Annotated in this window: 21 protein-coding genes and 1 pseudogene; 11 read left to right on the top strand and 11 right to left on the bottom strand. The window is 61.5% G+C overall.

The features are described from left to right. Positions 1-114: 114 nt before the first annotated feature. Positions 115-2,778: a pyruvate, phosphate dikinase gene (gene ppdK / locus G6N82_RS01440; RefSeq protein ID WP_165193026.1), complete on the top strand. Its 2,664-nt coding sequence runs from the start codon at positions 115-117 to the stop codon at positions 2,776-2,778. Positions 2,779-2,781: 3 nt separating this feature from the next. Here ppdK and G6N82_RS01435 read toward each other — a convergent pair whose 3' ends face one another. Then, the gene (locus G6N82_RS01435; protein ID WP_241255153.1) at positions 2,782-3,516 is read right to left on the bottom strand and encodes a methyltransferase domain-containing protein; all 735 of its coding nucleotides are present in this window, start codon (positions 3,514-3,516) and stop codon (positions 2,782-2,784) included. A 54-nt stretch (positions 3,517-3,570) separates the two neighbouring features. Between G6N82_RS01435 and G6N82_RS01430 the strand changes: the two genes are divergently transcribed. From G6N82_RS01430 to G6N82_RS01410, 5 genes and pseudogenes are all read left to right on the top strand, one after another. Continuing rightward, positions 3,571-4,389, top strand: coding sequence for a ComF family protein (locus tag G6N82_RS01430; RefSeq protein WP_165193024.1), 819 nt, complete (start codon positions 3,571-3,573; stop codon positions 4,387-4,389). A 347-nt stretch (positions 4,390-4,736) separates the two neighbouring features. Beyond that, positions 4,737-5,102, top strand: coding sequence for a phosphoribosyl-AMP cyclohydrolase (gene hisI / locus G6N82_RS01425; protein ID WP_165197841.1), 366 nt, complete (start codon positions 4,737-4,739; stop codon positions 5,100-5,102). Between the two features lie 31 nt (positions 5,103-5,133). Beyond that, positions 5,134-5,590: pseudogene (locus G6N82_RS01420) on the top strand (MerR family DNA-binding transcriptional regulator). Between the two features lie 45 nt (positions 5,591-5,635). Then, positions 5,636-7,441 (top strand): acyl-CoA dehydrogenase C-terminal domain-containing protein, encoded by a 1,806-nt coding sequence (locus G6N82_RS01415; protein WP_165193022.1) that lies wholly within the window; start codon positions 5,636-5,638, stop codon positions 7,439-7,441. A gap of 258 nt (positions 7,442-7,699) precedes the next feature. Continuing rightward, on the top strand, positions 7,700-9,037 hold the full coding sequence (locus G6N82_RS01410; protein WP_206520268.1) for a hypothetical protein: 1,338 nt from the start codon (positions 7,700-7,702) through the stop codon (positions 9,035-9,037). Here G6N82_RS01410 and G6N82_RS01405 read toward each other — a convergent pair whose 3' ends face one another. The 4 genes from G6N82_RS01405 to G6N82_RS01390 form a co-directional block, all read right to left on the bottom strand. Further along, a complete protein-coding gene (locus G6N82_RS01405; protein WP_165193019.1) occupies positions 9,038-9,733 on the bottom strand; it encodes a dienelactone hydrolase family protein in 696 nt (231 codons plus the stop codon). Next, positions 9,730-10,650 (bottom strand): cysteine synthase A, encoded by a 921-nt coding sequence (gene cysK, locus G6N82_RS01400; RefSeq protein WP_165193017.1) that lies wholly within the window; start codon positions 10,648-10,650, stop codon positions 9,730-9,732. Before cysK ends, G6N82_RS01405 begins: the two co-directional genes overlap by 4 nt. Before the next feature lies 1 nt (position 10,651). Then, positions 10,652-11,872 carry an MFS transporter gene (locus tag G6N82_RS01395; RefSeq protein WP_346773763.1) on the bottom strand — a complete coding sequence of 407 codons (1,221 nt, stop codon included), beginning with the start codon at positions 11,870-11,872 and terminating at the stop codon, positions 10,652-10,654. A 168-nt stretch (positions 11,873-12,040) separates the two neighbouring features. Beyond that, positions 12,041-12,379: a PilZ domain-containing protein gene (locus G6N82_RS01390; RefSeq protein WP_206520267.1), complete on the bottom strand. Its 339-nt coding sequence runs from the start codon at positions 12,377-12,379 to the stop codon at positions 12,041-12,043. Between G6N82_RS01390 and G6N82_RS01385 the strand changes: the two genes are divergently transcribed. Next, on the top strand, positions 12,269-12,505 hold the full coding sequence (locus G6N82_RS01385; protein ID WP_165192543.1) for a hypothetical protein: 237 nt from the start codon (positions 12,269-12,271) through the stop codon (positions 12,503-12,505). The genes G6N82_RS01390 and G6N82_RS01385 overlap by 111 nt on opposite strands. Positions 12,506-12,530: 25 nt before the next feature. Here G6N82_RS01385 and tyrS read toward each other — a convergent pair whose 3' ends face one another. Continuing rightward, positions 12,531-13,760, bottom strand: coding sequence for a tyrosine--tRNA ligase (gene tyrS, locus G6N82_RS01380; protein ID WP_165193013.1), 1,230 nt, complete (start codon positions 13,758-13,760; stop codon positions 12,531-12,533). 81 nt (positions 13,761-13,841) lie between these two features. On the opposite strand from tyrS, the gene G6N82_RS01375 reads away from it, so the two are divergent. Both G6N82_RS01375 and G6N82_RS01370 read left to right on the top strand, forming a co-directional pair. Then, positions 13,842-14,363 (top strand): hypothetical protein, encoded by a 522-nt coding sequence (locus tag G6N82_RS01375; protein WP_165193011.1) that lies wholly within the window; start codon positions 13,842-13,844, stop codon positions 14,361-14,363. Between the two features lie 2 nt (positions 14,364-14,365). Beyond that, a complete protein-coding gene (locus G6N82_RS01370; protein ID WP_165197837.1) occupies positions 14,366-15,562 on the top strand; it encodes a DUF1343 domain-containing protein in 1,197 nt (398 codons plus the stop codon). 21 nt (positions 15,563-15,583) lie between these two features. On the opposite strand, the gene G6N82_RS01365 is transcribed toward G6N82_RS01370, so the two are convergent. Then, a complete protein-coding gene (locus G6N82_RS01365; RefSeq protein WP_165193009.1) occupies positions 15,584-16,051 on the bottom strand; it encodes a hypothetical protein in 468 nt (155 codons plus the stop codon). Between the two features lie 23 nt (positions 16,052-16,074). Beyond that, on the bottom strand, positions 16,075-16,563 hold the full coding sequence (locus G6N82_RS01360; RefSeq protein WP_165193007.1) for a hypothetical protein: 489 nt from the start codon (positions 16,561-16,563) through the stop codon (positions 16,075-16,077). Positions 16,564-16,716: 153 nt separating this feature from the next. On the opposite strand from G6N82_RS01360, the gene G6N82_RS01355 reads away from it, so the two are divergent. Next, complete coding sequence (locus G6N82_RS01355) at positions 16,717-17,433, top strand: SDR family oxidoreductase (protein WP_165193005.1); 717 nt, start codon at positions 16,717-16,719, stop codon at positions 17,431-17,433. Between the two features lie 10 nt (positions 17,434-17,443). On the opposite strand, the gene G6N82_RS01350 is transcribed toward G6N82_RS01355, so the two are convergent. Next, complete coding sequence (locus G6N82_RS01350) at positions 17,444-18,940, bottom strand: amidohydrolase family protein (RefSeq protein ID WP_165193003.1); 1,497 nt, start codon at positions 18,938-18,940, stop codon at positions 17,444-17,446. 10 nt (positions 18,941-18,950) lie between these two features. After that, complete coding sequence (locus G6N82_RS01345; RefSeq protein ID WP_165193001.1) at positions 18,951-20,135, bottom strand: VWA domain-containing protein; 1,185 nt, start codon at positions 20,133-20,135, stop codon at positions 18,951-18,953. Between the two features lie 123 nt (positions 20,136-20,258). On the opposite strand from G6N82_RS01345, the gene G6N82_RS01340 reads away from it, so the two are divergent. Next, positions 20,259-21,659 (top strand): methyl-accepting chemotaxis protein, encoded by a 1,401-nt coding sequence (locus tag G6N82_RS01340; RefSeq protein WP_165192999.1) that lies wholly within the window; start codon positions 20,259-20,261, stop codon positions 21,657-21,659. Here the strand turns inward: G6N82_RS01340 and G6N82_RS01335 are convergent. Then, a complete protein-coding gene (locus tag G6N82_RS01335) occupies positions 21,656-22,138 on the bottom strand; it encodes a hypothetical protein (protein ID WP_165192997.1) in 483 nt (160 codons plus the stop codon). The genes G6N82_RS01340 and G6N82_RS01335 overlap by 4 nt on opposite strands.

The following is a 22,138-nucleotide window of genomic DNA, read 5'->3' as shown; positions in this document are numbered from 1 at the left end:
AAGTGACACGAATTGATCCATATGGTGCAGGAAAGCGCAACATAATGAATGGCTTGGATCGACTTCGGAGTTTTTCAAAAACCCCCTTCGCCGTTCCATCGCGGGGGCAGGGGCATGAACAAGACGGTCTACACTTTCGGCGGTTCGGCGGATCACAGCGACCCGCGGCAGAAGGACAAGACCGTTTCCGGCGGGAAGGGCGCGAACCTGGCCGAAATGGCCAGCATCGGCCTGCCGGTGCCGCCGGGCTTCACAATCACCACCGAAGAATGCGTGAAGTACCTTCAGGAAGGCGCTGAATTCACTTCCGAACTGCGCGCGCAGGTGGCCGATGCACTGGTGCATATCGAAGCGACCGTAGGCAAGTCATTCGGCGATGCCGCCGATCCGCTGCTGGTTTCAGTGCGGTCTGGCGCACGGGTCTCCATGCCCGGCATGATGGACACGGTGCTGAACCTTGGCCTCAACGATGCGACCGTCCAGGGCCTGGCCGCGACCTCGGGCGATGAGCGCTTTGCGTGGGACAGCTATCGCCGCTTCATCCAGATGTATTCCGACGTGGTGCTGGGGCTCGATCATGGCCTGTTCGAGGAAGCGCTGGAAATCGCCAAGGAAGACAAGGGCTATTACGCCGACACCGAGCTTGAGGCCGAAGACTGGCAGGCGCTGGTGAGTGAGTACAAGGCGCTGGTTGAGCAGGAGCTGGGCGCGCCGTTCCCGCAGGATGTGACCGAACAGCTGTGGGGTGCGATCCGCGCGGTGTTCGATAGCTGGGAAAGCGATCGCGCCAAGGTCTATCGCCGCTTGAACGACATTCCGGCCGACTGGGGCACCGCTGTCAACGTGCAGGCCATGGTGTTCGGCAATATGGGTGACACCAGTGCCACAGGCGTTGCGTTCACCCGCGATCCGGCGACGGGCGAGCGCGCCTATTACGGCGAATACCTCATCAACGCGCAGGGTGAGGACGTGGTGGCGGGCATCCGCACGCCGCAATACCTCACCAAGGCGGCGCGCGAACGCGCCAATGCCAAGCCGCTTTCGATGGAAGAGGCGATGCCCGAGGCCTATGCCGAGCTCGCCCGCGTGTTCGACCTGCTCGAGCGGCACTACAAGGACATGCAGGACATCGAATTTACCGTCGAGCGCGGCAAGCTGTGGATGCTGCAGACGCGCAGCGGCAAGCGCACCGCCAAGGCGGCGCTGAAGATGGCGGTCGATATGGTCGGCGAAGGGCTGATCGACGAGAAGACCGCGATCCTGCGGGTCGATCCGATGGCGCTGGACCAGTTGCTCCATCCTACGCTCGACCCCAAGGCGCACCGCGACATCCTGACCAGCGGCCTGCCGGCTTCGCCCGGCGCGGCTTCGGGCAAGATCGTGCTCGACGCCGACACCGCCGAACAATTTGCCGCGCGCAGCGAGAAAGTGATCCTGGTGCGGGTCGAAACCAGCCCAGAGGACATCCACGGCATGCACGCCGCACAGGGTATCCTGACCGCGCGCGGCGGGATGACCAGCCACGCCGCCGTGGTGGCGCGCGGGATGGGGCGGCCCTGCGTCTCTGGGGCCTCTGCGGTCTCGATCGACCGTGCGTCCAAGACGCTGCGGATCGGCAATCGCGAGCTGAAAGAGGGCGATGTCATCACCATCGATGGCAGCAACGGGCAGGTGATGGCAGGCGAAGTGCGCACTGTCGAGCCCGAGCTGGCGGGCGATTTCGGCACGCTGATGGAATGGGCCGACCAGCACCGCCGGATGAAGGTGCGCACCAATGCCGAGACCCCGGCCGACTGCCGCATGGCGCGCCAGTTCGGCGCCGAGGGCATCGGGCTGTGCCGTACCGAGCATATGTTCTTCGACGCGCGCCGGATCCGCGCGGTGCGCCAGATGATCCTTGCTGAAAACGAGGCGACGCGCCGCGCTGCGCTGGCCGAGCTGCTGCCCGAACAGCGCGCGGACTTCCGCGAGATCTTCGAGGTGATGGCGGGCCTGCCATGCACGATCCGCCTGCTCGACCCGCCGCTGCATGAATTCCTGCCGCATGAAGACGCCGATTTTGCTGAGCTTGCCGATGCCACCGGCCTGGGCGTCGATCATTTGAAGCGGCGCGCGGGTGAACTGCACGAATTCAACCCGATGCTGGGCCATCGCGGCTGCCGCCTGGGGATCACTTTCCCCGAAATCTACGAGATGCAGGCGCGCGCAATCTTCGAGGCGGCGTGCGAAGTGGCCAAAGGTTCCGGCGAAACTCCGGTGCCGGAGATCATGATCCCGCTGGTCGCGACCAAGCGCGAGCTCGAACTGCTCAAGGCGCTGGTGGACCGGGTGGCGAAACAGGTGTTCGAGGAAACCGGCTGCCCGGTAGACTATCTCGTGGGCACGATGATCGAACTGCCACGAGCGGCGCTGATGGCGGGAGAGATCGCAGAGGAAGGCGCCTTCTTCAGCTTCGGCACCAACGACCTGACGCAGACGACGCTGGGCGTGAGCCGCGACGATTCGGCGCGCTTCCTTGCGCCCTATGTCGACAAGGGGATTTTCCCGCGCGATCCGTTCGTCAGCTTGGATATCGAAGGTGTCGGTCAGCTGGTCGAGCTGGCGGCGGAGCGGGGCAGGGCAACCCGGCCCGACATCAAGCTGGGCATTTGCGGCGAGCATGGCGGCGACCCGGCGAGCATCGCCTTCTGCGAAAAGGTCGGCCTCGATTACGTGTCAGCCTCGCCCTATCGCGTTCCGATCGCGCGGTTGGCAGCGGCTCAGGCGGCCCTCAAGTAAGGCCTATCGCCAGCCGGTCAGGGTCAGGATCTGGAAGGTCTCGGCGACCTTTCCTTCCGCGTCGCGCAGTTCCTCGAACGCGGCGCGCGCGCGGGCCAGCCCGGCCTTTCCTACATAGGGCGCGGGCGATAACAGCACCGATGTCAGTGCCTGTTCGCGCAGGTCGGCCACAAGCCGCTCGAACGAGCGATAGCGCACCGTGAGCTTATGCGTGTCGACCACCTGTTTGGCGAATCCGGCGCGCTGCATCAATGCGGATGCGGCGCGGTCATCGATCTGCGGGTGGATGCGCGCGGCCGACCGATCACCGTCGGCGGCATGCATGACCTGCCGCAAGCTTGGCAAACTGCCTGCACCTATGATCTGCGCGATCATCAGCCCGCCGGGGGAGATGGCATGGCGGAGGTGGATCAGCGCACCGGGCAGGTCGTTGACCGTGTCGAGCCGGGCATGGCTGACGATCAGGTCATAAGGCCCGCCGGGCAGCGGCTGCTCTTCGTCGGGTGAGGTGAGGGCAACGGCTTCGCCGGCTATGTCACCCGCGAATCGGCGCGCATGCTGGCCGATAATGAGCGAGCGGTTTGGTTCGAACCGCATGAAGTCTAGCCGTTCGAGGACATCTCGCTGCAATTCGTCGTGCAGCCAGCTGGTAGTGCCCTCTTGCCGGGATAACGTCGCTGCACGCGCCGTGCGCATATCGCGCCTTTGGCTGGAGAAGATTTGCGGAACGCGGTTCATGCCAGGCGCAGTGCCCCGCTTGCCAGCGCCGCGCAAGAGGTGCAGCAAGTAAAGATGGGTCGCGCAGACAGGATTTCTGCTTCGCTTGCGCATGCGTTTGCGCCGCTGGTGGACTTGGTCTTTCCGCCACGCTGCCCCCTGTGCGGGGAAGCGACCGCAGCGCAGGGCGGCCTTTGTACCGGTTGCTGGGGGCAGCTGGTAATCCCGGGCGAGCCAGCCTGCGCCAGCTGCTCCCGGCCGATGCCTCCGGGTAGCGATGGAGCGACATGCGCGCCTTGCCTCGCCGATCCCCCGCGCCATGCCGGGATCGCCGCGGCGACGATCTACAATGATGCCTCGCGCAAGCTGCTATTGTCTTTCAAGCACGGCCATCGGATTGCGTTGGCCCCGCAATTGGCGCGACTTATGGCGGCCAAACTGCCGCAAGCAGAGGGACGACTGCCGCTGCTGGTGCCGGTGCCGCTTCATCGCTGGCGGCTTTGGCGGCGCGGGTTCAACCAGTCGGCACTGCTGGCACGTGAGCTGGCTCGCCAGGGCAAGGGTGAACTGATGGTTGACGCTCTGTTGCGCACGAAATCGACCCCGATGCTTGGCGGCATGACCCGCCGCGCCCGGCAACGCACGCTGAGCGGTGCGATTGCGCTTAATCCTTCGCGCAAGCACCTGATCAAAGGCCGCGAAATCATTTTGGTCGATGATGTCCTGACCAGTGGGGCAACAAGCGGCACGTGCGTTGCGCTGTTGCTTAAGGCGGGTGCATCGTCGGTTCGGATCAGCTGTTTTGCACGCGTCATGGACGAAGCACTGCACGGTGATACCGCAGCGTTCGACTCAGGTGCTGGCCCGGAAAACATAACGCCCGGGGTCGGTTAGACCCCGGGCGCCACGTGACGAATTTTCGCGAACCCGCTTCACAAGAAGCTAAGATGGCCACCCCCCTTTTGGCCATCCGGGTCCTATCCCTCATCGTTTGATCGAAAGCGCTCAACCCTTTTGTGGAGAGCTGCATTCCGATCGCCCCCTGAACCTGGCGCGTTAGCACCGGCTTTCGGTGTGCAGGTCAAAACCCGCAGGCGCTTGGTCTCACTTTGATGGCAAAGATCAAAGCCTGAATCGGCCAGCCTGTGGATTTTGGCTGTTATCTGTGGTTATCCTGCAACAAGCTGTCGCAACTAAATACCCGTTCACCGAAGGAATTCCGATTGTCAGTCGCAAGCGAGATGGGCGAGCCTGCAGATCGCACGCTCAAGTTCCAACCCAAGTTTGATGCCAACGGCTTGCTTACGGCAGTTGTATGCGATGCCGATTCTCACAAAGTCTTGATGGTCGCCTTCATGAATCGCGATGCGCTTGAGGCAACGATTGAGACCGGCTTTACCCATTTCTGGTCTCGGTCGCGCCAAGCGCTCTGGAAGAAGGGCGAGAGCTCCGGGAACGTGCTGCGCGTTATCGATATCCTGGTCGATTGCGACCAGGACGCTTTGCTGGTGCGGGCCGAGCCAGCCGGTCCAGCCTGCCACACAGGGGCGGTCTCGTGTTTCTATCGCCGCCTGGAAGACGGTGCTCTCGTAAGGGTCAATGCTTGACGCTAACGTAAAGGTAAGCTATGCGCGGTTTATGGCTACTGCACATGCTCATCCGACACCTGCCAATGGCGATACCAAGCACGCCGGCGCGCATATCGATCGCCCCGACAAGCTGGCGCGCGAGCAATATACGATTTCTGACCTGACATCGGAGTTTGATTGCACCGCCCGTGCGCTTCGTTTCTACGAAGACGAGGGTTTGATCTCTCCCGCTAGGGTCGGGCTAACCCGCGTCTATTCCAAGCGGGATCGTGCGCGGCTCGCCTGGATAATGCGGGCCAAGAACGTCGGCTTCAGCCTCAACGAAATTCGCGAGATGATCGACCTGTACGACCTTGGCGATGGCCGGGTCGAGCAGCGCCGCGTCACTGTCGAGAAGTGCAAGGCGCATGTCGCAAAGCTGCGTCAGCAACGTGCCGACATCGATCTCGTCAATCAAGGAACTCAGCGAATTCATCAAACAGATCGAAACGCTGGATCTGGGCTAATCGGCCCGGCCCGAACTTAAACGACCAAGAACCAAGGACACGCAGATGCCCGTCTACACCGCACCCACCCGCGACACCCGCTTCATCGTCAACGAAGTCATCGACCTCGGCAGCTACGGCAATTTGCCCGGCTTCGAGATGGCAACGCCCGACATCACCGATGCAGTGATCAACGAAGGCGGGAAATTCTGTTCCGAGGTTCTCGCGCCGATCAACCTGTCCGGCGACCAGGAAGGCTGCACTCGCCATCCGGATGGTTCGGTCACCACACCCAAGGGGTTCAAGGAAGCATTCGACCAGTTCCGCGCAGCGGGCTGGGGCACGCTTTCAGCGCCCGAGGAATTCGGCGGGCAGGGCATGCCGCATGTCCTCGGCATGGTGATGGAAGAATTCATCTCCGGCGCGAACCAGGCGTTCGGCATGTATCCGGGCCTCACCAATGGTGCGGTGTCCGCGCTGATCGCCAAGGGCTCGCCGGAACAGAAGGCGATGTATCTCCCCAAGATGATCTCCGGCGAGTGGACCGGCACCATGAACCTGACCGAGCCGCATTGCGGCACCGATCTGGGCATGATCCGCACGAAGGCCGAGCCGCAGGCCGATGGCAGCTATGCCATCACCGGCACCAAGATTTTCATTTCGGCCGGCGAACATGACATGTCGGACAATATCATCCACCTCGTGCTGGCCAAGACGCCGGGCGCGCCTGACAGCACCAAGGGCATTTCGCTGTTCGTGGTGCCCAAGTTCCTCGTCAATGAAGACGGTTCGGTGGGCGAGCGCAACGGTGTGATGTGCGGCTCGATCGAACACAAGATGGGTATCCACGCGAACTCCACCTGCGTCCTCAACTATGATGGCGCCAAGGGCTGGCTCGTGGGCGAGGAAAACAAGGGCCTTGCCGCCATGTTCATCATGATGAACGCTGCCCGCCTGGGCGTTGGTATCCAGGGCCTGTCGCAGGCTGAGGCCGCCTACCAGAACGCGGTCGCCTATGCGCTTGATCGCCGCCAGGGCAGGGCACTGACCGGTCCGGCCGATCCTCAGGCTAAGGCTGATCCGATCTTCGTCCATCCCGACGTGCGCCGCATGCTAATGGACGCCAAGGCCTTTACCGAAGGCATGCGTGCCCTGTGCCTGTGGGGCGCGCTGATGGTTGATCTCAGCCACAAGGCGCCGACCGAGGAGGAGCGTGAGCAAGCTGACGCGATGATCGGCCTGCTGACCCCGGTCATCAAGGGCTATGGCACCGACAAGGGCTATGAAGTTGTCACCAACATGCAGCAGGTCTTCGGCGGCCACGGCTATATCGAGGAATGGGGCATGAGCCAGTTCGTGCGCGATGCCCGCATCGCCATGATCTATGAAGGGACCAACGGCGTGCAGGCGATGGACCTGTGCGGCCGCAAGCTGGCGCAGGGCGGCGGCGCGGCGATCCAGGCCTATTTCAAGGCCGTCGGTGACGATATCGCCGCCGCCAAGGGTGACGCGCAGCTTGGCCCGCTTGCTGAAGCGCTCGAAAAGGCGCTCGGCCAGCAGCAGGCGGCAACAATGTGGTTCATGCAAAATGCGATGACCAACCCCAACAATCTTGGCGCGGGCGCGCATCACTATATGCATATCATGGGCATCGTGTCGCTCGGCTGGATGTGGCTGCGCATGGCCAAGGTCGCGCAGGCTGCTCTGGCTGCCGGCACGGAAGACAAGGCTTTCTACGAAGCCAAAATCACCACCGCCCGCTATTACATGGATCGCTTCCTGCCCGATGCAGGCGCGCTGCGCCGCAAGCTCGAGGCAGGTGCGGACAGCATGATGGCGCTCGGCGCGGAGGCATTCGCGACCGCTGCGTGATCCCGTTGGAAGAGCGGCCGAATTAAGGTCGATCTTCAAAGCGACGACCGGGCGCCGATCGAAAGGCGCCCGGTTTGCTCGTTGTGGAGGGGTGAGGCCAAGCCAAGGCCAGCCAAGCGTTCGCGCTTCGCGATGTACTAGTACGACGCTTGGGCGCGATAATAGTCACGGTCCGCGGTACCGACCGCAATGTTGCATAATACGATACTACTCACCGGTCACAGCACTTTCCCGGAGAAAAAGAGGATGTTTGGTCGCTTGATGCGCGGCGTTGCGTTTGTCGCGCCTTTGGCGCTGCTTGCCGCATGCGGCGGAGGCGGCGGCTCAGGCAGCCCGCCGGGTGGCGGCGGGGCGCCTGCTCCCACTCCCACTCCCACGCCAACCCCGACACCCGCGGTTGCGTTCAGCGCCGCCGGGGCAGGGGGGCTGATTTCCGTCATTGATCTGGATACGAGTGGTGACGGGCAATTCGGGCCGGGTGACGCATCAACCCGCACGACGTTGCAAGGCTCCTTTGGTGTGGGTTTAACAACGGCTATCAGCGGCACATTGCCTTCCACCGCTTCGACAAGGTTGCGCGCCTCGCTTGGGGTCGATGCCATAACAGGGCTGGTTTATACCGGCTTGAGCGCGCCCGCGGGGGCAACCATTGTGTCACCACTTACTACACTCATTGATTCTGGAGTCAGTGAACAGGCGGCGAGATCGGCGCTGGGTTTGGATCGTGGAGTCGAGATCTTGCGTCCCGAAACGGGGCTACTAACGTTTGATCCGGTAGCTAACCTTTCAAACAGCAATAGCGAAATCAGGAACGACGCGGCACGCCTTATCACGGTCAATCTCGAACTGCTGGCATTAGCGGCAATCGCCAAGGACACCAATGGCGATCCGGTCGACTACAGTGTTCCGTTGGAAGAGTCGTCGCGTTATCTCGCTCAGGTGATCGCCGCGGGTGGAAGCGCGAACCTGAGAGATGCTTCGGTAGTCCGCGCGGTGCTCGAAAAAAGCCGTGAGGCTCAGGGGAAGCCACCTGAACAACTGACTGCGATGAGCACGCTGCTTGCGCGATATTTCGCTACCATGCCATACCGGATCAACAATGCAGATAGCGCTCGTGGCTGGGCCTATGCTTTTCGTTTTTATATCCTTCCTGAACTCAAAATCCTGGGAAGTCAGTGGCCCAACCCGGAGGCAGCGCGGATCTCGGCTATCACTGACACCGATATCCGCAATGAGGCAGGCCGTTTTACGATTTTCGCTGCCCCGAACGTGGGCGGTTTCATCGCCGTGCCAGATTATCGCGAACTTAGCGCGAATATGACTACGCCGTACACACTTTCAATGAGCGGTTGCAGCAACCCCCTAACGCGCTCACCAGCTTGCAACGATTGGCGGCTCTATCAGGGGCAAGAGACTGCACGGGTGGTATCGGTTGGAAATTTCAATTCCGCGCAAATTTCGGTCTCGGTTTCAGCTGATGGTACCGTGCTGCTGGCACGCGCAAATAACTACGTTGGGCCATCGTCGTTCACCTATGTAAGCCGCGCGCAAAATGGCGAAGAATCGACTGGCTTCGTATTTGTAACCGTTCGCTGATCAGCCCAGCACTTCGTCGAGCAGTTCCAGCAGTGCGGCCCAGCTCTGCCGGTCGGCGCTGGCGTTGTATGCCGGATTGGGCGCGCCAGCAGGTGTCAGCGGGTTGGTGAAGCCGTGATCCACGCTGGCATAGCTGTGAAAGTGCCAATCCGCCCCCACGGCGTCCATTTCTTCCCAGAAGCCCATCACATGGCTGCGAGGGACAAGGAAATCGACATCGCCATGGCAGACCAGGATCCGCGGCTTGATGGGCTGCCTGGCGGGCAAGGGTGTCTGCAACAGGCCGTGGAAGCTGGCGACCAGGGCCAGGTCCTGGCCCTCGCGTGCCAGTTCCAGCACTGCCATGCCGCCGAGGCAGAAACCGATCGCGGCCATTGGCAGTCCGGGTTCCAGATCGCGCAGGATGTCGAGCGTGGCAGCAAGGCGTTGGCGCATGGCGACCGGATCGGCGCGGAGGCGCATCATCGCTGCGTTGGCGGAATCGAAATCATGGGGCGTTTCGGGCCCATAGAAATCGGCAATCAGCGCGGTGTAACCTGCGGCCGCGAGCGCACGTGCCTTTGCTTCAACGCCTGGCGTTGTGTTCATGAAGGTAGGGAACACCGCAACCGCCGCGCGAGGAATCCCCGCCGGGCGCACCAGCAACCCGGTCAGCGGCGTGTCCCCGTCGCGATATTCGATCCGTTCGAAACTCATTCGACTGGCAGGAAGTCCGGCACCGAAAGGTAACGCTCGCCGGTATCGTAATTGAAGCCGAGCACACGGCTCTCAGGGGCAAGATCAGGCAGCTTCTTGGCGATGGCGGCCAAGGTCGCACCGCTTGAAATGCCGACCAGCATGCCCTCCTCGCGGGCGCAACGGCGGGCCATTTCCTTGGCATCTTCGGGGTCGACCTGGATCGCGCCGTCGATCGACTGGGTGTGCAGATTGCCGGGAATGAAGCCGGCACCAATCCCCTGGATCGGATGCGGGCCGGGCTGGCCGCCGCTGATGACCGGCGAGAGCGAGGGCTCGACCGCATAGGCTTTCATGCCTGACCAGTGGCGCTTGAGCTCTTCGGCACAGCCGGTCAGGTGCCCGCCGGTGCCGACGCCGGTGATCAGCACGTCGATCGGGTCGTCTGCAAAATCCGCCAGGATTTCCTTCGCCGTCGTACGCACATGGACCTTCCAGTTGGCATCATTGTCAAACTGGCTGGGCATCCATGAGTGCGGGGTCTGCTCCACGAGTTCCGTGGCGCGCTCGATCGCGCCTTTCATACCTTTTTCCTTGGGCGTAAGGTCGAAGCTGGCGCCATAGGCGAGCATCAGGCGGCGCCGCTCCAGCGACATCGATTCGGGCATGACCAGGATCAGCTTGTAGCCCTTGACCGCGGCCACCATCGCCAGGCCGATTCCGGTGTTGCCACTGGTCGGTTCGATAATGGTGCCTCCCGGCTTGAGCGCGCCGGATGCCTCGGCATCCTCGATCATGGCCAGGCCGATCCGATCCTTGATCGAACCGCCGGGATTGGCCCGTTCTGATTTCACCCACACTTCATGATCGGGAAACATGCGCGCAAGGCGGATATGGGGCGTGCCACCGATGGTGGCGAGGATGTTTGCGGCTTTCATGTCAGGCCTCCTGAGAATTGTGCCGGTGATGCTGTAGCGCGACCTCATCCGGTGGGTCGAAAGTCTTCGTAGTCCTTAGCACAGGGAAAAGCTTGCTCCACAGCGCAACTGTAACGATCGCGCCCGCACCGCCGGTGACTACGGCGGCAACCGGCCCGATCAGGAAGGCAAGGCTGCCCGAAAAGAAGTCGCCGAATTCGTTCGATGCGCTGATCGTCAACAGGCTGACCGAGGACACGCGCCCGCGTTTGTCATCGGGCGTGTGCAGCTGGATCAGCGACTGGCGGATATAGACGCTGAACATGTCAGCCGCGCCGACGATGAACAGCATAGCCAGGCTCAGCGGCATCGATGTGGACAGGCCAAATACGACGGTGGCGAGGCCGAATATGAACACCGCCCACAGCATCTTGGGGCCGACATTGTTCTTGAGCGGGCGGAAGCTGAACCACAGCGCGGTGAGAGCTGCACCCGCCGCCGGCGCCATTGCCAGCTGGGCAAGCCCGGTTTCCCCTACTTGCAGGATGTCGCGCGCATAGACCGGGAACAGCGCTGTTGCGCCCGCCAGGAACACGGCGAACAGGTCCAGCGTGATCGCGCCGAGCACCATCCGGTTCTGGCGGACATAGCGAATACCGTCGAGCATCTGGCCGATCGGGCGCTGGTCCTTGCGAAGCGGCGGCTGCGGTACCTTGCCAATCAGGCTGAGCGCGATCGCGGACACCCCGAACAGCGTGGTCGCCACCAGGTAAGGCAGGAACGGCAGAAGCGAATAGGTGTAGCCGCCGATAAACGGCCCAACGATCATCCCTACCTGCCAAGATATGCTGGACAGGGCGATGGCATTGGGCAGGATCGCCTTGGGCACAAGGTTGGGGGCGAGGGCGGAAAGGGCGGGTCCAGCAAATGCGCGGGCGATGCCCAGCAATACCGCCACCGTAAACAGGATCGGGATACTGACCACGCCTTGCCAGGTCACCCAGGCAAGGGTCGCCGCGCAAGCCAACTGAAGCAGCACTGTCAGCCGCCCCAGACCGCGTCGATCGAAAATGTCCGCTGCCAGCCCGACGAAGGGCGTTAATACGAACAGCGGAACAAACTGCAGTAGGCCGATCAGCGCCAGTTGCCCCGATGCGCCAGCCACGCTCATCCCGTCATCACGGGCGAGATTGTAAGTTTGCCAGCCAATGATCAGCAGCATGGCATATTGTGCCAGCGTCATGCTGAGCCGACTGGCCCAATAGGCACGGAAATTCGCGATGCGGAAGGGGTGGATCGTGTCGCTCGGTCCCGACGCGGATTGTGCTGTGTTGCTCACAGACACGCAATGGCAGGGCGCAGTGCCGCTGCCAAGGCGTCAAAAACTATAGTTGTTCGAAGTTGGGGTTGCTCAGCGAAGGCGACGCAGGCGCGGATTGGGCTGCAGCTCGTCGATGATCGCCATGAAGTCATCCAGGCGGATGATTCGCTCGAACTGGAAGCCGGCGCGTTCTTCGCGGCACCAGATCACATAGGCTTCGATCCGGCCAACCACGGGCAGGCGGATGATCACGCGATCGCCGCGCTGCAGGCCCTCGCCATTGTCGACCATGAAGCCGTGTGCTGAAAGATTCGCGACATGGAGCTTGAGGTCGCCCAGGCGGCGGTGCTCGGCGATGACCGGAAAATCAACCGGATGGCGCGCCGCACGGCGCAGATCGGTGACGCTCAGATTTGCTCCAGCACTCACGGTCATAAACCTCCACAAAACGCTCTTGTGACCGGTAATGACGGCGAAAGGCTGATATTTGGTAAAGATGAACTGGCCAAAAATGGCGCAATTCAGCCGATTACAGGTAAACTTGCCGCACCTTGATCGGAATTTCAGGAGCTTGGAGCGGTTAACGCGTAACGATCGCGTGCTTCTTTTTGCCCAGGCTCAGCTTGCGCTGTTCGCCTTCGCCGGCTTCGATGAGGAATCCTGCATCGTCGATCACCTCGTCATCGAGCTTGACCGCACCCTCGGCGATCTTCCGCTTGGCTTCGCCATTGGATGCGGTGAAGCCCAGTTCGGTCAGGACAGCTCCGATGCGCATGCCTTCGGCGCCGACCGAGAGCGAGGGCAGGTCTTCGCCTGCACCACCACCGGCGAAGGTTGCTTGTGCAGTCGCCTCGGCTGCAACGGCAGCTTCCTCGCCGCGGACCAGCTTCGTGACTTCGTTGGCGAGCACGATCTTGGCCTGGTTGATTTCAGCGCCTTCAAGCGCTTCGAGCCGGGAAATCTCGTCCAGCGGAAGATCGGTGAACAGGCGCAGGAACTTTCCCACATCGCGGTCATCGGTGTTGCGCCAGTATTGCCAGAAGTCATAGCTCGGCAGCTGGGCCTCGTTGAGCCATACAGCACCTGCAGCCGTCTTGCCCATCTTGGCGCCATCGGCGGTCGTCAACAGCGGCGTGGTGAGCCCGAACAGCTCGCGCCCTTCCATACGGCGCGAAAGCTCCATGCCGTTGACGATATTGCCCCATTGATCGCTGCCGCCCATCTGCAACCGGCAGTCATATCTGCGTGCCAGCTCAAGAAAATCGTATGCCTGCAGGATCATGTAATTGAATTCGAGGAAGGTAAGCGGCTGTTCACGCTCAAGCCGCAGCTTCACCGAATCGAAGGTCAGCATGCGGTTGATCGAGAAGTGCGGGCCCACGTCGCGCAGCAAATCGATGTAACCGAGCGTGCTAAGCCATTCGTCATTGTCGACCATGATCGCGTCGGTCGGCCCGTCCCCGAACGCGAGAAGGCGCTCGAACACGGTACGGATCGAAGCAATATTCGCCTGGATGGTTTCCTGGGTCAGGAGCTTGCGGCTTTCGTCCTTGCCCGACGGATCCCCTACCTTGGTGGTGCCGCCGCCCATAACGACGATCGGCTTGTGCCCGGCCTGCTGCAGGCGGCGCAGCATCATGATTTGCACGAGGCTGCCGACATGCAGCGAAGGCGCGGTGGCGTCAAAACCGATGTATCCGGGGACAACCTGGCTCATCGCGAGCTTGTCCAGCCCCGCAGCATCGGTGACCTGGTGAATATAGCCGCGCTCTTCGAGCAGGCGCAGGAGATCGGATTCGTAAGTGCTCATTTCGCGCTCGCCACTAGCAGCGCTTTTGCGCGAGCGTAAGCCTCTTGCAGCGCGGACCGCACAGCCATAGGGCTGGCTGCGATGCATTCGCTTATTCTCCATCCCGATTGCCGACCCGGCCCGATCACTTCGGTCACCGCCAGCCTGCGCGCCACGCCCAATGGATGCCAGGCCGAGTTCCGCCTGCATGGCGATATTTCAGCCATAAAGGTGCCGGATACTGCCATTCCGGAGCGGCGCGATTTCCTGTGGCAGACGACCTGTTTCGAGATCTTCTGGCAGCCTGATGGCGGGACCTGGTACCGGGAATTCAACCTCTCACCCTCGTCGAAATGGGCGTGTTACGATTTCGACCACTTCCGCCTTAACTCGCGCGATGCACCGGTCGAAGCCATTGCCGTAGCCTCGGTGCACTCAGCAGACGAGCTGGTCCTGCGGGCCGACATCATGGCTGTGCTGCGCGATCCGGCGCAGGTGGCGCTCAACGGCATTGTCGAGGATCTTGAGGGCAACATTCAGTTCTGGGCGCTCGCATTCCCCCACGGGAAGCCGGAGTTTCATAGCGAGGTTTGCCGCAAGTTGCGGGTGGAGCGGGGCGCATGAGCGTGCAATTCGGGATCGACCGCCTTCTTGGCGACCCTCTACTGCTGCGCGCGCTTGACGGAAGGCGTGTGGCGCTGGTCGCGCATCCTGCCTCTGTCACCGCCAACCTTACGCATAGCCTTGATGCGCTGATCGCGGCGGGTGTGAATGTTACCAGCGCATTCGGCCCGCAGCACGGGCTCAAGGGCGACAAGCAGGACAATATGGTCGAGACCGCGGACGAAACCGATCCGCATTATGGCATCCCGATCTTCTCGCTTTATGGCGAGGTACGCCGCCCGACTGGGCAGATGATGTCCAGCGCGGATGTGTTCCTGTTCGACCTGCAAGACCTCGGCTGCCGCATCTACACCTTTGTCACCACGCTGCTCTACCTGCTGGAAGAGGCGGCGAAATCGGGAAAAAGCGTGTGGGTGCTCGATCGGCCCAACCCCGCGGGGCGACCGGTTGAGGGAACCTTGCTGGTGCCCGGGCAGGAGAGTTTCGTGGGAGCTGCGCCGATGCCGATGCGCCACGGCCTGACCATGGGCGAAATGGGCCACTGGTTCATTCGCCACTTCGGGATCGACGTCGACTATCGTGTGATCGAGATGCAGGGGTGGGAACCGGATGGGGAAGGGAGCGGCTGGCCCACGTCGCGGATCTGGATCAATCCGTCGCCCAATGCGGCCAATGTGAATATGGCGCGGGCCTATGCCGGCACCGTCATGCTCGAAGGCACGACGCTCAGCGAGGGCCGGGGCACTACTCGCCCGCTCGAGGTGCTGTTCGGCGCGCCCGATGTGGATGCGAAAGCGGTACTTGCTGAAATGCATCGGTTAGCGCCCGATTGGCTGGCAGGCTGCGCCATCCGCGAATGCTGGTTCGAACCGACCTTTCACAAGCATGCAGGAAAGCTATGCAACGCACTGATGATCCACGCAGAAGGCGCGTTCTATACGCATGAGGCATTCCGCCCCTGGCGGCTGCAGGCGCTGGCGTTCAAGGCGATCCGGCGGCTCTATCCGGATTACGATCTGTGGCGGGATTTTCCCTATGAGTACGAGCTGGAGCGGCTCGCGATCGATGTGATCAACGGCGGCCCTGCACTGCGCGAGTGGGTCGATGATCCGGCTACCCGGCCTGACGACCTCGACGCGCTCACGTCAGCCGACGAAGCGGCCTGGATCGCCGAGGTTCGGGACTTGCTGCTCTACTAGGGCTGCGCAGCAGCCGACGGCTTATTCCGTCGGCGCCGTCTTGCCTTCTTCGCCAAGCGGCTCGATGCTCGCTTCGCTGCCTTTACCGCGTACGAGCACGCGGGTGCCGACCTCTACACCTTCGAGATTGACCCGGTAGCGCGCCAAGTTGAGCGTTTTTCCGTCGTCAAGCTTCACGGTGACCATGTACTGGGTCGATTCCGGATCATCGCCAACCAGTGCGACCTCGCGCCCGATACGCCCGCCGGCAGCCATGGCTGCCATGCCAACTTTGCCACCGACCTTCACCCCGCCCACGATCCCGGCGATGTTACCCGCGGCAAGGCCCATGCTGCGCTTCTTCTTGGTGCCTTCAGTCTCGTCCGCGCCGCGGTTCTCGATCGGTTCCATAGCGGTCACTACACCGGTGCGTTCTTTGGCGACGGCTGGGGCGGCAGCAAGCAAATGCGCTGCTGCAAGCGCGACGAGCAGGGGCTTGAATTTGAACATTATATCGGGCTCCGGAGAGGGGGTTACTTCGATTTACGGGCCTTGGGGCGGCCCCAACTCTTTACATGCGGGCGGCAAGCGACGCCGTTGTAAGCGTAACGATGGATGATTCCGTCCTCGTTCGCGGCGAAGGTGATCGTGCAGTGGTGCTGGTAGGGGACGTCGATCTTTTCGTAACCGACCACCGTATTCTGGTAGATTGGCGTATCGACATTGCCTTGCCGATGAATGCCCACCATCTGCTGGGACGTGATCGGATTGTCATAGGAATAGGCGTTTCGACCGAAGTGATAGGTGTAAAAGGTTTCGCCCGTGGCTTCGTTCTCAGCCTGGGTAAAGCCGGTATCGACCGGCCATTGCACCAGCAGGTGCGCCGCCGATTGGCCCAGCCAGGACTCCGCGACTGCACTGGTCGCCTTGTCGGCCTTGGCCTCCTTCGTCTCCTGCGCCGATGCGGGCAAAGCGACAAGCGTGAGCCCGATCGCAAAACCGCTCAATGCATTCCGAAGCATTCCTTCAATCCCGATCCAGTTGATAAATCTCTGCAGTATGCATTTTACAAGCCGGCTGAGCCCCGGTCCAACCCGGAGATGTAGCAGTACATTTTCTCGCTAATGCACGTGCGGACACTATCGCTTGATCGATCGGCATCGTAGGGAAGGCTTATGCAAACCACGCTGATCACGGGCGCCAATCGGGGTATCGGGCTGGAGCACGCGCGACAGGCATTGGCAGCGGGGGACCAGGTCATCGCCTGCTGCCGCCAGCCCGAACGCGCGACAGAGCTGAAGGCGCTTTCCGGGACTTTTGGCGACCGGCTAACGGTAAGCTCGCTTGACGTGACCTCCGATCATTCGGTGGACCAATTGCAAGCCGCGCTAGCAGGCGTTCCGATCGATATCCTGATCAACAACGCGGGCTATATGGGGCAGCGCAGCTGGCAGGCAGACGATGCCTCGCAGCAATTCGGCTCGATCGATTTCGATCAATGGCGCCAGGCGATGGAGGTGAACCTCTACGCCCCCATGCGCATGGTCGCCGCGCTTCAGCCGAACCTGGCGCTGGGGCATCGCAAGCTCGTAGTCATGATGAGTTCCGATCTGGCTTCGATCGCCGGCAACACCATGGGCGGCACACACGGCTACCGCACCAGCAAGACAGCGCTCAACATGCTCACGCGTGGGCTGGCGATCGACCTTGGCAAAGAGGGCATTAGCGTTGTCGCCCTGTCACCTGGCTGGACCAAGACCGATATGGGCGGAGAGAACGCGATCTGGGATGTTGCGGAAAGCGTCCGGAGGCAGCGCGAAGTGATCGCAGGCATGGGGCCGGACCACAGTGGCTGCTTCTTCAATCTGCTTGGTGAAGAATTGCCCTGGTAGGACCTGAAAGTTACAGACTTGAGCCGACCGGACTGGTCAGGAAACCCCACACCATGCGCGCCCAGTTGGCCGGATGGTTGGCTTGCCGGATGACGAACTGCTTCAATTCTGTCAGCTTGGTCGCGCCAAAGTAATGCCCGTTCAACATTACGCCGGCGATTTTTTGGGCATTGCGGATATCGGCCAGCGGGTGGGCTGATAGCAGTATCAGATCGGCCCGCTTGCCCACTTCGATTGAGCCCAAACTTTCCTCGCGGCCCATAAAGCGCGCCGGATCAAGCGTAGCAGCGCGAAGGACCTCGGCGTTGCTCAGACCGGCATCGGCCAGAAGAGCTAATTCGTCATGCAGGCGAGGACCGGCAATGATTGTGTCGCTCCCTGCGAAAACCGGGACGCCCGCGCGATAGGCCGCCAGCGTGTCGGCCTTGGCTTGCTGCAAGGCGCGATCCAGCAATGTGCGATCCTGTGCGCTGGCATATGTTTCAAGGGTGCTTCCGGCATCGTCTCCATAGGCCCAGCGCGATAGGGGGTCAGCAAACTCCAGGCGCGGATCCTGCATGAATGCCGGTTCGTCAGCACGCGCATCCTCCTCACGCGTGACCAGTGTCGGAACGAATGCCAGCTCCTGCTGCGCCATTCGTGCCATTTGCGTTTCGCAATAGGCGGCATCGCGGCGCTCCAGCATGCGATGCAGCACGACGGGCCTAGCTAGGTCGTCGAACGCCCCGGCGCGCCATAGGGCCGCATCTGCGAAGCAGCCTTCGATGAATATCCGCCCATGCTCGAAACTGCGCTGTTTGCTGGAAACGGCATGGTCGAGCGCAACAGACTTTGGCAAATGTCCAACGATCGCCAAATCATGCTCTGCTCCGGACTCAACCAGCGCGTCATAGGCGGATGCCGATAGCCGGTTGTAGACCTTAAGCAGGGTTATGCCGCGCGACTTATCGCTCCGAACGCGCTCGCGCACTGCACCAGGGCCAAGCGAGGCATCCTCGTAAAAAAAGCTAGCATCGGCAACAAAGCGCGGACTGGCCATGGTTCCATTCTCGGCAAGATCGGACCAACGGCGCTTGTCTTCATGGCAAGCGACCAGCGGATCTTCGTCCTCAGGACATCCCATCATGTCACGGACACTGGTTACGCCATGCGCGAGCTGAAGCGGCAAATGCAATTGCGGCGAAACTTGCCAGCTGTGGCTATGCATGTCCCAAAGACCTGGCATCACCCATTGTCCAGAGGCATCAATCCTGTGTGCATTGGCTGGCGCGGTCAAATTCGGATCGATTGCGATGATCTCGCCCTCTCGCACCAATATGCGCGTGGGTGAGCCCGCGGTGCCGCTTTCGACGTCGACAATGCTTGCGCCGTCGATCAGCACGATATCGTGCTTGGCCGGAAGCGGCGCGGCGGCTTGCGGCCAAAGGACCAAGGCGGCGAATATGACACTCGCACCGCAGACCAGCACGCCGAAGGCCTGCAAAGAACGGATTGCGATGCGCTTCATCGTGCGGAGATCAATGCCCCTGCTTCCGGCTCAGTTCGCGCATGGCGTCGTCCAGACCGTCAAGCGTCAGCGGATACATCCGGTCATTCACCAGCTGCTTGAGCATCTTGGTGCTCTGTGAATAGCCCCATTGCTTCTCGGGCACCGGGTTGAGCCAGACGGTCGCCGGATAAGTGTTGACCACACGCTGCATCCAGATCGCACCGGCTTCCTCGTTCATATGCTCCACACTGCCGCCAGGATGGGTGATTTCGTATGGGCTCATCGCCGCATCGCCAACGAAGATTACCTTGTAGTCATGCCCGTATTTGTGGAGCACGTCCCAGGTCTTGGTGCGTTCCTGCCATCGACGCTTGTTGTCTTTCCACACGCCTTCGTAAAGGCAGTTGTGGAAATAGAAGAACTCAAGGTTCTTGAATTCGGCATTGGCCGCGCTGAACAGCTCTTCGCACAGCTTGATGAAGGGATCCATCGACCCGCCGACATCGAGGAACAGCAGCAGTTTCACCGCATTGTGCCGCTCCGGCCGCATGTGGATGTCGAGCCAGCCTTGCTTGGCGGTGCCCTCGATGGTTGCATCAAGGTCCAGCTCGTCCGCTGCACCTTCGCGCGCGAAGCGACGCAGGCGGCGCAGCGCCATCTTGATGTTGCGGGTTCCCAGTTCCTTGGTGTTGTCGAGGTTCTTGAATTCGCGCTTTTCCCACACCTTGATCGCACGCTTGTGCTTGGATTCCCCGCCGATCCGCACGCCTTCCGGATTGTAACCGGAGTTACCGAAGGGCGATGTGCCGCCCGTGCCGATCCACTTGTTGCCGCCCTGGTGGCGCTTTTCCTGCTCTTCGAGCCGCTTCTTGAGCGTCTCCATGATCTCATCCCAGTCACCCAGGGACTTGATCTTCTCCATCTCCTCTTCGGAAAGGAATTTCTCAGCCACAGCCTTCAGCCAGTCTTCCGGGATGTCGACCGGGTTCTGGCCGTAATCGCTGAGGATGCCTTTGAAGACCTTGTTGAACACCTGGTCGAAGCGGTCGATCAGTCCCTCGTCTTTCACGAAAGTCGCCCGCGACAGGTAATAGAACGCTTCGGGCGTTTGCTCGATCACGTCCTTGTCGAGCGCCTCAAGCAGAGTGAGGTGCTCCTTGAAGCTGGCGGGAATGCCCGCGGCGCGCAATTCATCGACGAAATTGAAGAACATGACACACTATTAGCGTTGCGATTTGCAACGCGCCAGCCTTTGTCAATTCCCCTAGCGAATTTAACCGGTTGCTAACCACGTCGGGTTACCTCGGTTTCACGTGCATTTCAGGAACCGCGCCGAATGAAGCCGATCACCATCGATACTGCCAATGCCACCGCGCTCGACAAGATTCCCGAGAGTTGCGGCGATGTTACTGTCGGTTGCACCGATGTCGCCGGGATTGTCGAGGCGGTGATCAAATCGTCCGAAGCCTTGCGGGCAGAGCACACCGCGCTGCGCGGCACGGTCTCTGCGTTGGAGGCAGATCAGGCCAAGGTCGCCGAAGCTAGCGACGAGGCGCGACTCCTGTCGGAACGCGCGATCGAGCGCCTGGGCGAGGGGACAGCGCTGATCCATTCCTCGCTTGGCCAGATCAACTCCCTGCTCGAACTGGTCGAGGCGCTGGGCCAGCACGTCACCAGTTTCGCCGCAGCGATGGAGCAGGTACGGCGCAGTTCGAAGGACATCGAGCAGATCGCGGAAACCACCAATATCCTCGCGCTCAACGCGACGATCGAAGCCATGCGTGCCGGGGATGCGGGACGGACTTTTGCGGTTGTCGCCGGCGAAGTGAAGAGCCTTGCCAACGATACGCGCAAGGCGACCGAAGAGATCACCGCAACGATCGATGCCCTTGGCGGAGAGGCCGCACAGGTCATCGAGCGGATCGAAGCCGGTTCGAAGGCGAGCGGGCAAGCGAAAGCCTCCGTTGCACAGATCGAGCGGACCATTGTCGGGGTCGGTGAACTGGTCGAGGAAGTCGACAAGCAGAACGACCAGATTGCTCGTTCGACCACCACGATCAGCGATCATGTTGCACGGGTGCAAGACGTGCTGGACAGCTTCGACAAGGCAGCGCTCGATAACGAAGGCAAGCTCCACAGGGCGCATGAACGCATGGAAGAGCTGGAGCTTACCGCAAGCGAGATGTTCGATCGGATCGTGAAGGCAGGGCTCTCGCCCGAAGACAGCGCACAGGTGGAGCGAGCGCAAGAGGTCGCCCGCCGTGTCGCCAAGGTGGCGGAAGATGCGATTTCTTCGGGCAAACTCCGCGAAGCGGACCTGTTTGACCCGGACTATCGCGAAGTTCCCGGCACCAAGCCGCAATTGTACCGCACCAGGCTTAGCGACTGGGCGGATGCGAACTGGCGCCCCATTTTCGACGCCATGGTGGCTGAGGGCGGTTTCATTCGCATGTGTTCGTGCAACGACATGAACGGTTTCCTGCCCACGCACACCACCGATCGTTCGCGCAAGCCGACCGGCGATCTGGCGCATGACACCAAGCATTGCCGCAACGGGCGGATCATCCTCGACGGGTGCGATCTGGCCGCCAAGAAGAGTACCGATCCCTACATGATGGCGGTCTACCGGCAAGAGGGTGACGGCCAGCGCTATGAAGTCGTCCGCAATGTCTATGTTCCGCTGATAATCAACGGGCGCCGCTGGGGCGACTTCGAACTCGCCTACAGCTTCGACTAGGCCGCTGCAGCCATGCCCCGCGCGCCATACCAGCGCGTGCCGGCATGGAGTGCCATCGCCAGCCAACCCAGCCCGATGGTCGTGGTCGTGCTCGGCGCCAGGCCGAACGGATCGAGCAGGCCGGGCACGAACAGCAGCGGCGCGGGCAGGCACAGCAAGGCGAGCAAATACCGCCGCATGATGATGAACGCCCATGCCGCGCCGCCGCAGCTGGCAGCGAGCAGGCCGAACTTCAGCCAGACGGGATAGGGCAGTACGGCCATTTCGCCGAGCATGTCGGCACCCGACACGAAATCGCTCACCATCTGGAACATGATCGCGTTTTCGACTGCGTCAGACAGCGCCGCGACCACGCCCATCCACCCGAAAAGTCGCCACACCGGCGCGTCCAGTTCGCGCGCGACACCGAAAAAGAAGCTCAGCGTCAGCAGGCCATAGGCTGGCATCAGCAGGTAATCGAGCGCATTGCCGGTGTTCAT

The sequence above is a fragment of the Altererythrobacter sp. BO-6 genome, assembly GCF_011047315.1.
Lineage (GTDB): Bacteria > Pseudomonadota > Alphaproteobacteria > Sphingomonadales > Sphingomonadaceae > Erythrobacter.
This window is presented reverse-complemented; position numbering and strand designations above follow the sequence as displayed.

Excerpts from the sequence above, each read along its gene's own strand:
- ppdK (WP_165193026.1), top strand. The coding sequence starts at position 115 with ATGAACAAGACGGTCTACACTTTCGGCGGTTCGGCGGATCACAGCGAC.
- G6N82_RS01435 (WP_241255153.1), bottom strand. The coding sequence starts at position 3,516 with ATGAACCGCGTTCCGCAAATCTTCTCCAGCCAAAGGCGCGATATGCGC.
- G6N82_RS01430 (WP_165193024.1), top strand. The coding sequence starts at position 3,571 with ATGGGTCGCGCAGACAGGATTTCTGCTTCGCTTGCGCATGCGTTTGCG.
- hisI (WP_165197841.1), top strand. The coding sequence starts at position 4,737 with ATGGGCGAGCCTGCAGATCGCACGCTCAAGTTCCAACCCAAGTTTGAT.
- G6N82_RS01415 (WP_165193022.1), top strand. The coding sequence starts at position 5,636 with ATGCCCGTCTACACCGCACCCACCCGCGACACCCGCTTCATCGTCAAC.
- G6N82_RS01405 (WP_165193019.1), bottom strand. The coding sequence starts at position 9,733 with ATGAGTTTCGAACGGATCGAATATCGCGACGGGGACACGCCGCTGACC.
- cysK (WP_165193017.1), bottom strand. The coding sequence starts at position 10,650 with ATGAAAGCCGCAAACATCCTCGCCACCATCGGTGGCACGCCCCATATC.
- G6N82_RS01395 (WP_346773763.1), bottom strand. The coding sequence starts at position 11,872 with ATGACGCTGGCACAATATGCCATGCTGCTGATCATTGGCTGGCAAACT.
- G6N82_RS01385 (WP_165192543.1), top strand. The coding sequence starts at position 12,269 with ATGGAGCTTGAGGTCGCCCAGGCGGCGGTGCTCGGCGATGACCGGAAA.
- tyrS (WP_165193013.1), bottom strand. The coding sequence starts at position 13,760 with ATGAGCACTTACGAATCCGATCTCCTGCGCCTGCTCGAAGAGCGCGGC.
- G6N82_RS01375 (WP_165193011.1), top strand. The coding sequence starts at position 13,842 with ATGCATTCGCTTATTCTCCATCCCGATTGCCGACCCGGCCCGATCACT.
- G6N82_RS01365 (WP_165193009.1), bottom strand. The coding sequence starts at position 16,051 with ATGTTCAAATTCAAGCCCCTGCTCGTCGCGCTTGCAGCAGCGCATTTG.
- G6N82_RS01360 (WP_165193007.1), bottom strand. The coding sequence starts at position 16,563 with ATGCTTCGGAATGCATTGAGCGGTTTTGCGATCGGGCTCACGCTTGTC.
- G6N82_RS01355 (WP_165193005.1), top strand. The coding sequence starts at position 16,717 with ATGCAAACCACGCTGATCACGGGCGCCAATCGGGGTATCGGGCTGGAG.
- G6N82_RS01350 (WP_165193003.1), bottom strand. The coding sequence starts at position 18,940 with ATGAAGCGCATCGCAATCCGTTCTTTGCAGGCCTTCGGCGTGCTGGTC.
- G6N82_RS01345 (WP_165193001.1), bottom strand. The coding sequence starts at position 20,135 with ATGTTCTTCAATTTCGTCGATGAATTGCGCGCCGCGGGCATTCCCGCC.
- G6N82_RS01340 (WP_165192999.1), top strand. The coding sequence starts at position 20,259 with ATGAAGCCGATCACCATCGATACTGCCAATGCCACCGCGCTCGACAAG.
- G6N82_RS01335 (WP_165192997.1), bottom strand. The coding sequence starts at position 22,138 with ATGAACACCGGCAATGCGCTCGATTACCTGCTGATGCCAGCCTATGGC.